Annotated in this window: 11 protein-coding genes and 1 pseudogene; 11 read left to right on the top strand and 1 reads right to left on the bottom strand. The window is 67.0% G+C overall.

The window, feature by feature from the left end:
* Positions 1-304 precede the first annotated feature (304 nt).
* The 8 genes from G3I56_RS42285 (at position 305) to G3I56_RS42250 (ending at position 9,322) form a co-directional block, all read left to right on the top strand.
* Positions 305-1,132, top strand: a complete 828-nt coding sequence (locus tag G3I56_RS42285) for a helix-turn-helix transcriptional regulator (protein ID WP_164418800.1) — start codon at positions 305-307, stop codon at positions 1,130-1,132.
* Positions 1,133-1,389: 257 nt separating this feature from the next.
* The gene (locus G3I56_RS42280) at positions 1,390-2,340 is read left to right on the top strand and encodes an alpha/beta hydrolase (protein ID WP_164418798.1); all 951 of its coding nucleotides are present in this window, start codon (positions 1,390-1,392) and stop codon (positions 2,338-2,340) included.
* Between the two features lie 48 nt (positions 2,341-2,388).
* Positions 2,389-3,108, top strand: coding sequence for a hypothetical protein (locus G3I56_RS42275; protein ID WP_343240227.1), 720 nt, complete (start codon positions 2,389-2,391; stop codon positions 3,106-3,108).
* Positions 3,105-3,635, top strand: a complete 531-nt coding sequence (locus G3I56_RS42270) for an SRPBCC family protein (RefSeq protein WP_164418796.1) — start codon at positions 3,105-3,107, stop codon at positions 3,633-3,635. The genes G3I56_RS42275 and G3I56_RS42270 overlap by 4 nt, the downstream gene beginning before the upstream one ends.
* A 138-nt stretch (positions 3,636-3,773) precedes the next feature.
* Positions 3,774-4,688, top strand: coding sequence for an NADP-dependent oxidoreductase (locus G3I56_RS42265; protein WP_164418794.1), 915 nt, complete (start codon positions 3,774-3,776; stop codon positions 4,686-4,688).
* A gap of 356 nt (positions 4,689-5,044) precedes the next feature.
* On the top strand, positions 5,045-5,512 hold the full coding sequence (locus G3I56_RS42260) for a cupin domain-containing protein (protein WP_164418793.1): 468 nt from the start codon (positions 5,045-5,047) through the stop codon (positions 5,510-5,512).
* A 703-nt stretch (positions 5,513-6,215) separates the two neighbouring features.
* Entirely contained in the window at positions 6,216-7,718 is a 1,503-nt protein-coding gene (locus G3I56_RS42255; protein ID WP_164418791.1) for a family 43 glycosylhydrolase, read from the top strand.
* Between the two features lie 167 nt (positions 7,719-7,885).
* Positions 7,886-9,322, top strand: coding sequence for a glycoside hydrolase family 43 protein (locus G3I56_RS42250; protein WP_164418789.1), 1,437 nt, complete (start codon positions 7,886-7,888; stop codon positions 9,320-9,322).
* 213 nt (positions 9,323-9,535) lie between these two features.
* On the opposite strand, the pseudogene G3I56_RS42245 reads toward G3I56_RS42250, so the two are convergent.
* A pseudogene (locus tag G3I56_RS42245) lies at positions 9,536-9,772 on the bottom strand (aldo/keto reductase); the annotation flags it as partial.
* A gap of 549 nt (positions 9,773-10,321) precedes the next feature.
* Here G3I56_RS42245 and G3I56_RS42235 point away from each other — a divergent pair.
* The 3 genes from G3I56_RS42235 (at position 10,322) to G3I56_RS42225 (ending at position 12,317) form a co-directional block, all read left to right on the top strand.
* Positions 10,322-10,861 (top strand): winged helix-turn-helix domain-containing protein, encoded by a 540-nt coding sequence (locus tag G3I56_RS42235; RefSeq protein WP_164418783.1) that lies wholly within the window; start codon positions 10,322-10,324, stop codon positions 10,859-10,861.
* The gene (locus tag G3I56_RS42230; RefSeq protein WP_239135459.1) at positions 10,858-11,415 is read left to right on the top strand and encodes a transposase; all 558 of its coding nucleotides are present in this window, start codon (positions 10,858-10,860) and stop codon (positions 11,413-11,415) included. Before G3I56_RS42235 ends, G3I56_RS42230 begins: the two co-directional genes overlap by 4 nt.
* 146 nt (positions 11,416-11,561) lie before the next feature.
* On the top strand, positions 11,562-12,317 hold the full coding sequence (locus G3I56_RS42225) for a class I SAM-dependent methyltransferase (RefSeq protein ID WP_164418802.1): 756 nt from the start codon (positions 11,562-11,564) through the stop codon (positions 12,315-12,317).
* Positions 12,318-12,560: the final 243 nt, after the last annotated feature.

Below are 12,560 nucleotides of genomic sequence, written 5' to 3'. Positions count from 1 at the left end.
CAGCCCCACGACCGGCAACAACGGCTCCAGCACCGACCACTGCTCATCCGAAAGATCCCCACGCCCCACACCTAGATCATCACGGCATGAAGCATGGTCAGGGACTCAGTTCCAAAACACGGCCTAGCAGACTGCGCCGAGTTCGGCATGAGGCATGCCGCCCGGGGGCGGATGAGGGCCGTCCGGCTGTCCCTGTGCACCACTGCCGGCCCAGCCACGGACAACTCGTCCCCTGATGAAGTGGCCCTTCATCCGCTCTCCCGTCCGCGCCAGGATGGGTGTGTCGAACAGGGGAGGTCGGACGATGGACCGGGTGTTGCTGGCGGATTTTCTTCGCGCGCGTCGTGAGGTGTTGCAGCCGGAGGATGTCGGGCTTCCTCGTGGGCAGCGGCGTCGTACCGGTGGGTTGCGGCGTGAGGAGGTGGCGGCGTTGGCCGGTATGTCGGCCGACTACTACAGCCGGATCGAGCAGCAGCGTGGTCCGGCCCCGTCGGAGCGGATGCTCGTCGCGCTGGCCCGGGCGTTGCGGCTCAGCCTGAGCGAGCGTGACCACCTCTTCACCCTCGGCGGGATCGCGGCGCCCCGGCGGATCATACGAGATGATCATGTCGGTCCCACCATGATGCGGATCGTCGGCGGCCTCCTGAACGTGCCGGCGATGTTGATGTCGCGCTTCGGTGAGGCGCTTTTGCAGACACCTCCGGCGGTTGCGCTGCTCGGTGACTTCACCTGCTACTCGGGTCTGTCCCGGTACCTGGTCTACCGTTGGTTCACTCATGACCCGCAGGTCCGCGGTCTGTATCCGGTGGAGGATCATTCGCTGCGGGGCAGGGTGTTCGCCGCGGAGATCCGGGAGGCCTACACGGCCGATCCCACGGGTAGGGCTGGTGAGATCGTCGCGGCCCTGCTCGATGCCAGTCCCGAGTTCGCGGAGATCTGGCGGTTGCACGAGGTGGGGGTGACCCATCACCACGACCTCAAGCGCTACCTGCACCCCGAGCTGGGGGAACTGGAGCTCTACTCCGAGATGCTGGTGGATCCCGAGCAGTGCCAGACGCTGCTGGTCTTCACCGCCACGCCCGGCTCCCCCAGCCGGGGCAAGCTGCAGATGCTGTTCGCTGTCGGTCCCTAGCGGCAGCCGCCGCCCTCTCACCCTGTGATGCCGCTTCAAAACCGGAGTGCCCTTACCGAACGCTTCAAAACTGAAGCACATTGCGTGGAGCGTGTCGCGTCTCCCGATTGGCGGCCGAGCCGGTGCGGGATTCCAGAGGGTCAGGGCTGCTGAGCCACCCAACGGCAAACCCTCGCCTGCCGAACCCGGAACTTCTGGGCCCGCTGATTCCACGAATGACCAGATCAGACCCAACCAGCTAAGAAGGCAGGATAGTCATGTCACTCAGTTTCGACCCCGAGTTCGCCCAGGTGTTCGCCCCCATGGCCGAGGCCATGGCGGGCGCCACCCCTCCGCCGGTCGGCGATGTCGCCGCGCGCCGCGCCATGTGGGAACCGATCATCGGTGCCGCCTCGGCGGCCCAGCCGGTCCCGGCCGACGTCACGACCACCGAGTACTACGCGACCGCGGACGACGGCACGAAGATCACCACGCGCTGGTACGCCAAGACGGGCGCCCCCAGGGGCCCGGCCGCGTTGTTCTTCCACGGCGGCGGATACATCTTCGGCCACATCGACCTGTTCGACGGCCCTGTTGCCCGCTACGTCTCCGCGAGCGGGGTGCCGATACTGTCGGTCGAGTACCGCCGGGCCCCCGAACACCCCTTCCCCACACCGGTCGAGGACGGGTACACCGCCCTGCGCTGGCTGCACGAGCACGCCAGCGAGCTGGGTGTCGACCCCGCGCGAATCGGTGTGATGGGCGACAGCGCCGGAGGCGGACTGGCCGCGGCGCTGTCGATCCTCGCCCGGGAACGTGGCGGCCCGGCGATCGCCCGGCAGATCCTGCTCATGCCGATGCTCGACGACCGCAACACCACGCCCGACCTGCACATCGAGCCCTACCTGCTGTGGTCCTACGGCGACAGCCGCACCGCGTGGCCGGCCCTGCTCGGCGACGCCTCGGGCGGACCCGACGTACCCGCCACGGCAGCCCCCGCCCGCCTCAAGGACGCGACCGGTCTGCCTCCCGCCTACATCGAGGTCGGCCAGCTCGACGCCTTCCGCGACGAGGACCTCGCCTACGCCCTCAAACTCAGCCGGGCCGGCGTACCCGTGGAGTTCCATCTCCACCCCGGTGTCCCGCACGAGTTCGACTCCATCGCCCTCGGCATCGACGTCGCCCGCCGGGCCGTAGCCGACCGCGTACGCGCCCTCGCCTCCCTCTAGCCCTTCCCCCCTCGGCCTCCGTCCCCATGCAGCAGCAAGCGCTCACCCATGACTGTCTGGACCCCCGTCACCATCGGTGGCATGAAGCTGGCGCACCGGCTCGTCATGGCACCCATGAGCCGCGACCGCTCCCTGGCGGGCGGCCTGCCCAGCGAGCTCAATGTCGAGTACTACCGGCAGCGGGCCTCCATGGCCGTGATCATCACCGAGGGCACCCAGCCGTCCGAAGACGGTCAGGGTTACCTGCTGACGCCGGGCATCCACACTGACGCGCACATCGCCGGCTGGCGCAAGGTCACCGACGCCGTCCACGCCGAGGGCGGGCGCATCATGGTCCAGCTGATGCATGCCGGCCGTGTCGCCCACCCGGACAACACCCCGCACCACCACACGCCCGTCGCCCCCTCGACCGTACAGCCCAAGGGTGTCATGTTCACCGCGACCGGCCCCCAGGAGAGGCCCGTCCCCGGGCCCTCACCGCCGACGAGATCGCGGCTGTGGACGACGAGTTCCGCCATGCGGCGGTTCGACGGCGATGAAATCCACGGCGGCAACGGCTACCTCGTCCACATCCAGGGCCCGACGAGGAATTCCTGCAGCACATACACCGACAGTGGTCCACGGCACTGGCCAACCCCGACCTGCCCCACAGCCTCCGCACGGGCGCCCCGCTCAACGAGCCCGACCCCGCCACCTTCTACGGCGGCGACCACCGTGGCTACAACGACTACCCCACCCTCCCCACCACCACGGAGAGCTGAACCATGACCACACTCCTCATCAGCCCAGCCGACAAGACCGTCACCATTACCGTCCAGCAGCGGACCCACACGGCACCTCAGGACGCCTTCCGCGTCCTGGTGCCCATCGACCTCCCCACCGTCTTCCGCCCAGTGGCCCCGTTCCCAGGCATCAGCGGCGTGAAGAACCAGACCGAGGCCTGGGACCACGCCGGGGCGCGAAGAAACCCGCAGTTCGACGACGGCTCCCAGGCCGACGAAGAACTCACCGAGTACGTACCGGGCTCCAGCTTCGCCTACCAGCTGACCGGCTTCACCAACATCCTCTCCCGCCTCGCGGCCGGCATACGGGGCGAGTTCAACGTCAACCCCGACGGTGGCGGCACCCTCATCCGCTGGACCTACGAGTTCAAGCCGCTGCCCGGCCGCCGCTGGATCCTCGCCGGTCCCTTCGCCCCGCTCTGGCGCCGCTACATGGTGGCCGCCCTCGACCGGTGCGTCCACGTCATCGAAACGAAGGACAACAGCGAGCAGGTGCAGCTCCGGGCCGGGTGACGGCCCGAAGCAGCGGCACCAGCCCGCGAACGAGCCCGTCAAACAATTATTCGGCCAGCCACGTGATTGGCGGCACGTTTCAGGTGTCTGGCCACCTGATCTGGTTCGCCGGATCAACTCATTGAAGGAGACACAGTTATGAAGGCCATCGTTTTCGACACGTTCGGCGGCATCGAGGTCCTGCACGAGGCGGAAACCGAGGTCCCCGAGTGCGGTCCCGGCCAGGTCCGCGTGCGTGTACAGGCGGTCGGCGTCAACCCGGTGGACGGAAAGATCCGTTCCGGGATCATGGAAGCCATTTTTCCCACCACCCTTCCCGCCGTCCCCGGTGGCGAGATCGCAGGGATCGTCGACGCCGTCGGCGAGGGCGTCGACCAGCTGCAGGTGGGCGACGAGGTGCTGGGCTGGTCCGACACCGGCGCCTACGCCCAGTACGCGCTCGCCAGTGCGGCCGTTCTCGCCCTCAAGCCGGCCGGCCTGGACTGGACGCACGCGGCCGCCCTGCCGGTGGCGGGCGACGGCGCTGACCGGGTCCTGGACCTGCTCGCCGTCAAGGCCGGCGAGACCCTGCTGATCCACGGCGCGTCCGGCGCGCTCGGCACCGTCGCCGTCCAGCTCGCCGTCGCGCGCGGCGCCCGCGTCATCGGCACCGCCGGTCCGGCCAACCAGGAGTACCTGACCTCGCTCGGCGCCACCGCGCTGGTCTACGGAGAGGGTCTGGTCGAGCGGGTGCGTGCGCTCGCCCCAGGCGGCGTGGACGCGGTGCTCGACGCCGCGGGCAAGGGCGCGCTGGAGGACTCCATCACCCTGCGCGGCGGCACCGACCGAATCGTCACCACCGCCGACTTCCGCGCCCGCGAACTCGGTGTCGTCTTCGCCGAGGGCCCGGCGCGGCGCTCGGCCGCCCGGCTCGCCGAACTGGCCCGGCAGGCCGCCGACGGCACACTGGCGATCACGGTCGGCGCGACCTACCCGCTTACCGACGCGGCCAAGGCACAGCAGGCCAGCGACGCCGGCCACAGCCGCGGAAAACTCGTCCTCACCGTCGGCTGACCTCCTCCCACGAGGGCCGGCCCCGCACGGCCGTCTGCAACCAGCCGGTCATCTCCATCTCCATCTCTAGTCAGTCCGTATCCACGCGATATGCGGATACGTCGTGTGCGGCCCACACCGTCCCCCGCTCCACCCATGTCCCCCCTGTGTCCCTCCGTCGCCGAAGGTGAACGCCCGCTTCACACGGTGTGCGGTCGCACTCACAAACTCACAGCACTACCAGTCACGTTCAGGCCTGCGAGTCAGAGCACCGGGATTCGCTCTGGGGGGGCGAACCCTGCCCTCGCCCCTCGCCCTACTCCGCAGGAGTCCGATTCCGCCCGGCCCGAAGGCCGGAGTTTCCTTGGAGGTCTCCGATGGCCATGGCCTATCTGGCGCAGCCCGAACAGCAGCAGAAGCTCGAATGGCTCGACGGGGGAACGTTCTCCGTGCTGCTCGACAAGGAAGCCACCGAGGGCAAGCTGACCGTGGGCCGCTTCGACGTCGCCAAGGGCGAAGCCCCGCCCTTCCACCTGCACACCCGAGAGGACGAGGTGTTCATGCTGATCAAGGGCACGGCCCTGGTGTGGTCCGGGGAGGAGGAACACGAACTGAGCGAAGGCGGGATCGTCTACCTGCCCCGCAACGTCCCGCACGGCTACCGCATCACCTCCGACCGCGCCGACCTTCTGATGATCGCCACGCCCGGCGGCATCGAGGGCATGTTCCGCCACGCCGGACGAGACCTCACCACCCCGCGCCCCGACGGTTTCGAGATCCCCAAGTCCCTCCTGGCGGAAGCATCCGAACTCTACGGCGGCGTCATCCTCGGCCCGCCGCGCTGAACCGCTCACGGACCCGAGCGCCCGTACCGGGACAACCGCTCCGAAAAGGCCGCCTACTCTAAGCACCTGATTTTCGCTTCCGGCATGGTCAAGCACCCTTCCCTGTGGGTATCTTTTAAAGTCCCTTTGAATGATTTGTGCGGCTATGCAAATTTCTTGATGAAGCGATGCGGGGATTGCTCAGATTTTATCGAAGGTCTCGGCCAAAAATCACACATTTCCACCTTCGCGGGCGCGTCGAGCACCCTGAGTCTTTACCTTCCGAACGCAGATCAATCACCACCCGAGGGGCTGACCGGTCTGCGGTGACGCGGACTTTCCTTCAGGGTTTCGGGGCATTGGGGCCCCTCGGGCTGTTCGAGGGGAAGTGTTCAGGAGGCGTACCGGAAGTTCGGCGGCCGAAGGTCCGGTGACATCGGCGGACCGCATGGCGGCCGTCGGCTCCGCCGGGTCTCGACCGTTCTCGTCCCGCCCTCTTGACACGCCCCGGTGTCCCCTTTAGCGTCTGGCCGAATCGCCGAACTGCGTTCTAAATCCCGAACGAAGATATCCGTTATTTCCCGCATGCATTTTCGAGTAGATATCTCGCGACGAGAGTCGCGCGCCCCGCATTTGCCACATTCCTTCCCGTCGGGCGTCGCGACCCCACAGGTAAGTTGCATCGTGACGACCGACCCTCCACAGTGAGGAGCCGCAGCCTGTCATGCCTATAACAAGTATGAGGTCTGCCTTCGTCCGCCGGCTGTGTGCCACGGTGGCGGTGTTCGCCTTCGTCGTCGGTGGTGTGACGGTCGGGACCGTGGTGGTCGCGCCCAGTGCGCGGGCGGCCACGGCGGCGTTCACCAATCCGCTCAACAGTTCCGGCGCCGACCCGTACATGACGTACTACGACGGCAACTACTACGAGATGACGACGCCGTACGGTGGGCCCCTGACGATGCGCAAGGCGCCCACCGTCGAGGCGCTGAAGGCGGCCTCGCCGGTGCCGGTGTTCAGCTCCCACGCCACCGGCCGTGACGCCTACATCTGGGCGCCGGAGATGCACCTGCTCGACGGCCCCGACGGCAAGCGCTGGTACGTCTACTACTCCGCCGGCACAGGTGACATCGAGGCCCAGCGCGTGCACGTGCTGGAGAGCTCCGGTACCGACCCGCTCGGCCCGTACACGTACAAGGGCATGATCTTCGGTGCCAACGACTGGTGGGGCATCGACGGCAGCGTCGTCACCATCGACGGCCGGCTGTTCTTCACCTGGTCGGGGGTGTCAACGACACAATGGGCCGGATCCGACCCGAGCATCTACATCGCCGAGTTGAGTGACCCCTGGACCGTGACCGGGTCCCGTACCCGGATCTCCGCCCCGACCTACTCCTGGGAGACGCAGGGCACCCCGATGAACGAGGCTCCGGTCGCGTTGCAGCACGACGGGAAGACGTTCCTCACCTATTCCGCGAGTGCGTGCCAGGGTCCGGACTACAAGCTGGGCCTGCTCACCTTCTCCGGTGGTGACCCCCTGGACGCGGGTTCCTGGGTGAAGAGCGCGGAGCCGGTCTTCGAGCGCAACGACGCGAACAGCGTGTACGGCCCGGGTCACAACGGCTTCTTCAAGTCCCCCGACGGTACCGAGGACTGGATCGTCTACCACGCCAACTCCTCGTCCTCCCAGAGCTGCGGCACCACCCGCACCACCCGGATCCAGAAGATCACCTGGAACGAGGACGGATCGCCGAACCTCGGCGTCCCGATGGCCGCAGGCACCGCGCTGACCGTTCCTTCCGGCGAACCCCTGGTGACCTACTACCGGTTGACCAACCGCAACAGCGGCAAGGTCATGGACGTCCAGGCGCCCAACACCGACGACGGAGTGAAGATCGGCCAGTACACCTGGTACGGCAACGCCTGGCAGCAGTGGCGCTTCGTCGACGTGGGCGACGGCTACTTCCAGATCGAGAGCCTCAACAGCGGCAAGTGCCTCGACGTGAGCGGCGCGTCCACCGCCGACGGCGCAGGCATCATCCAGTACCCCTGCCGCTCCGCCGGCAACCAGCAGTTCCAGTGGGCCGACACAGGCGACGGATACCACCAGCTCAGGGCCCGCCACAGCGGCAAGTGCGTCAATGTCGTCGGCGCCTCGGCCGTAAACCTGGCCCTTCTTGAACAGCGGACCTGCGCCGCGACCGCCGGCTTCCAGTGGACACGTACGTGAGAACCACGCACCGGCCGTCCGCCGGTCATCGGTCCGCCGACACTGAGTCGGCGCGTCGGCCGGCAGGGCGCGAGAGTCCGCGCCGCCCCGTGGCTCCTCGCCGCGGTGGCCGAGTCCTTCCCCCGTTCGTCCCGACTGAGGTATCCGCAGAAAGGCGGCAAACGTACATGTCCGTGCTTCTCTCCCGGCTGGCGGCGATAGTGGTCGCCGTCGGCCTTCTCCTCACATCCCAGACCCTGGTGACACCGCAGCGGGCGGCCGCCGCCGATCCGGGCTATTTGATGACGCACTTCATCGGGGAGGGAGCCACCGGCCAGCAGATCTATTTCTCGCACAGTGCCGACGGCCTGAACTGGACCGACCTCAATGGTGGCGGGATGACTTTGCGCTCCACGGTCGGAACGAAGGGGGTGCGCGACCCCTCACTGGTCCGCTCCCCGGACGGCGACAAGTACTGGATCATCGCGACCGATCTGTGCATCGGCTGCGGCCAGACATGGGGTGACGCCATCTCCGACGGCAGCCGCAGCCTCGTGGTGTGGGAATCGACGGACCTGGTCAACTGGTCGGCGCCGTGGCTGCTCGACGTCGCCGGTGAGATCCCCGACGGACGCAACGCCTGGGCGCCGGAAGCGATCTGGAACCCGGAGACAAACGACTACGTCCTGTACTGGGCGACGAACACGCCCCTCAACGGAGTGACGAAGCACCGCATCCACTACGCCCGCACCACGGACTTCCGCAGCATCACCACTGCGCAGGTCTACATCGAACGCCCCGGTACCCAGGAGATCATCGACACCCAGATCGTCGAGATGCCGTCAGGCGTCGGTGACTACCGTTACGTGCGGGCCTCCGGCGACGGCCAGATCACGTTCGAAGGCAGCAACTCGATCCTCGGCACGTGGACCAGCCTCGGCAACCTCTCCGGCATCGGCCTGACGGGCTCCCAGGTCGAAGGCCCGATGTGGATGAAGTTCCGCGACCGTGACGAGTGGGCCTTGTACCTCGACCAGTACGCCTCAAGCAACGGGTACATGCCGGTCACGACCACCGACCCGTCCGCCGTGGGCACCTACCAGCTCCCGGCGTCGGGAAGCTACAGCATGGACGGGACCACGAAGCGCCACGGCTCGATCCTCACCCTCACGGAAGCCGAGGAGACCCGTCTGCTCGCCCGCTGGCCCGACATCACCGTGATCAACCGGCTCCGGTCGTACAACTACCAGAGCCGCTATGTGCGGCATGCAAGCTTCGACGTGCGTATCGACCCGAGCGTCAGCCCTGCCGAGGATGCCCAGTTCCGCCTGAGGACCGGCCTGGCAGGCTCCGGCACCGTCTCCTTCGAGTCGGTGAACTACCCCGGCCACTTCCTGCGGCACTCCGCGTACGATTTCCAGCTCGCGTACTACGACGGCACTGCCGCGTTCGCCGAGGATGCCACGTTCCGGCAGGTCGCCGGGCTCGCCGACGCCACATGGTCGTCGTTCCAGTCGTACAACCACCCCGACCGGTACATCCGCCACTCCGCCTTCCTCCTGAAGCTCGACCCCGTCACCACCGCCTTGGGCCGCAGCGACGCCACCTTTCAGGTGACGAGCTGACCTGAACGGGATGTCGGCGCCTACGGGTGCCTTCTCGGCCCGGAGGGCGCCGGCATCCCGACGGCAGACGAGTTTCTACGTTGAGCCGTTGAACCGTTCTGACCGGGTGTCCACGCCTTGAGGTCTTGGGCCGCCACGTGAGTCGCGCTCCGTCTCAAATCCTGGGATCTGCCTGACCGGGCCCGTCGTGGAGCACTGCGCTGTGGGCGCCGGTCAGATACGGTCGCGCTCGAACCGAGTACTTCGGGGGTGTTTGCGCTCGCCGGCGGCTACGCCGTGCGGGAAGGCCGCGTCGATCGCGGCGATCTCCTCCGGCGTCAGTTCGATCGCCGCCGCAGCCGCATTCTGCTCCAGATCGCGGCGACGCTTGGTGCCGGGGATGGGTACGACGTCCTGGCCGATCACCCATGCCAGGGCCGGCTGGGCGACGTCGGCGTCGTGCTCTGCGGCCCTGGCCGATACGAGGGCCTGCCTTTGGAGACCGCTGCGACTACGGCCGATGTGCACGACGCCAAGGCCCCCCGCTGCTGGAGAAGTTCATGGACCAGCCGGGCCAGCTGCTGAGGCCGGTACGGGTCGACAGTGCCTACCAGGGGCTGGCGCCTGGGAAGGCGTTCGTTTGAAGCTCCAGGGCACCGCAGATGCCGTGCCCACGTTCCTCAGACCCCAACCGCGCCTGCCCTGTCCGGCGCCGGTCCGCTACGCACCCGATACACGCCGGGGCCCACCTCGTCGGACTGCTCTACGACAACCAACGCCAACTCGGCAGGCCACCGAGTTTCCAGGTCCCAGATTGCTCCTGGCGGAAGACGCATGCCCCCCGCGTCCATGATCCGTGCACCGCCCAGGTCCGCGCCGGTCAGCCGCGCAAAGCTCAAGTTCGCGCGGGTGAGGTCCGCGCGGGTGAGACGCGCGTCGGTCAGGTCCGCGTCGGTTGCTGACCTTTTCGGGTTGGCTTCGGGTGGTGACGTTGGGTGATCCCTGCGGTATGCCGGTGTTATGCGGTACGCGGATGGTGGGGGCCTGACTGCTGAGCGGCGGGCCGTGCGTGAAGGGATCCGGCTGGAGGCCGGGCAGAGGTTCGCACGAGGTGACAGGACTTCGGACATCGCCAAGGACCCTCGGGTGAGCGAGCGTTCGGTGGAGCAGTGGCGCCGGGCCTGGCGTGAGGGCGGCATGGAGGGTCTGAGGTCGAAGGGACCCGCGAAACTGCCGAAGCTGTCGGACGAACGGTTCGCCCTGCTGGAGAAGGAGCTGGCCAAAGGGCCGGCCGCGCACGGCTGGGAAGATCAGCGGTGGACCCTGGAACGCGTCAGAACGCTGATCGGCCGCCAGTTCAGGGTCAGTTGCTCGATCGCGGGAGTGTGGCGGCTCCTGCACCGCCACGGCTGGTCCTGGCAGAGCCCCGCCCGTCGCGCACTGGAACGCGACGAACACGCGGTCGAGCTCTGGAAGAAGGACGTGTGGCCGCAGGTGGAAGGACCGCGGCGGCGCTCGATGCCTGGATCGTCTTCGAGGACGAGGCCGGCTTCGCGATGACGCCGCCACGAGCCCGCACGTGGGGCCGACGCGGGCAGACTCCCGTAGTGAGAGTGCGGGGACGGTCCCGGCGACGGATCTCGATCGCCGCGATGTGCTGCTACCGGACCGGGGAAAGGTCCCGGATGATCTACCGGCCCCGCTTCCACCTGCTGCTCAGAGGCGCACGCAAGAGTTTCGCATGGCAGGACTACCGTGACCTCCTGGTCCGCGCGCACCTGCAACTCGGCGCCCCGATCGTTGTCGTCTGGGACAACTTGAACACCCATCGTGCCGCCGGAATGAGGAAGTACGCGGCCGACCACGAATGGCTCACCATCTTCCAACTTCCCTCCTACAGCCCGGACTTGAATCCCGTGGAGGGCATCTGGTCGTGGTTACGGCGCGGGCCGATGGCCAACACCGCATTCACCGATCCCGACCACCTCACCCGAACCCTCCGCCGAGGACTCGCCCACATCCAGCACCATCCCGAACTCATCGACGGCTGCCTCACCGAAACCGGACTGACCCTCGCTTCAGACCACCCGAAGCCAATCCGAAAAGGTCAGTAACCAGCCAGTGACATCCACTCAGACGGACAACTGACAACCCACAAGCACCGTCAGAGCCATCCTGGCGAAAACCATTGGTGCCCGGCTTGCTCCGCTGATGGACTGACGTCCTACCGTGAGGCTGCCGCGTGACGGAGGTAGTGGTTGTGACAGGCTATGGCGTGCTTGCCGAGGTGTACGAATGGCTCATCTCGGATGCAAAGTTGCCTCCAGCCGAGTTCGCTGCGTCGTTCGACGACGTCCTCAATCTCCTGCCGTCGAACGCTCACGTCCTCGACTGTTCGTGCGGAACCGGACAGTTGGCGGTTGGCCTCGCCGGTCGTGGCATGCAGGTTGTCGCAACTGACGCCAGCGAGGCGATGGTTCGTCGGACTGCAGAGTTGTCTGAGGAGTTCGGGGCATCCGTCCGGGCCGTACGGGCGAACTGGGAAGAGTTGCCCGACCATTTCCAGGACAACACGTTCGACATGGTGTTCTGCGTTGGCAACTCGCTTCACCATGCTGCGGGCGCGACAGGCAGGGGTGCTGCTCTGGAGTCGATGTCACGGCTTCTGCGTCCCGGCGGGCGCTTGGTACTCACATCCCGCACTTGGGAACTCGTGAGGGCCAGAGGTTCCCGGCTGGAGATCAGTGACCGACTCGTCCGCCGGAACGGTCGCGATGCCGTCGTGGTCTACCGCTGGGAGATTGCGCCGCATTGGGAGGAGGAGCACCACATCGAGATTGCGATCGCGCAAGTTGATGCGACCGGGTTGGTTCTTGTCCGCTCGGAACTGCTGTCCTGCTGGCCCTACCGGTACGAGGAACTCGAAGTCGAGTTGCACCGGGTCGGACTCCAAACGGAACTGAGCACGTTCGTTCTTGAGGCCGAGAACTACATGGTGGTCGCGAGCAAGGTATAAACACCGGACTCTCAGTCCCTGGCCGGACCGCGCGGTTGCTCGCAGGACGCTTGCGCCCTCTCATCGGTCACGAGCGCACAAGCTCTGGGGCTTGCCCACGAAGACGCCACTGTTTTAGTAGCTGTTGTCTTTCCGGGCTTGAGGACTGCGTTTTCGCTGGTCGGGCATAGGGCGGGCGTTCCCGTGGGAGTGGTGGCGTGTCGTGTCGTCGCTGCGGTGGAGGTCGTGGATGCCGTCGGTCGT

It is taken from the genome of Streptomyces sp. SID12488, assembly GCF_010548275.1.
Lineage (GTDB): Bacteria > Actinomycetota > Actinomycetes > Streptomycetales > Streptomycetaceae > Streptomyces.
Note: the sequence above shows the minus strand (reverse complement) of the source record. Positions and strands in the feature narration are given on the sequence as shown.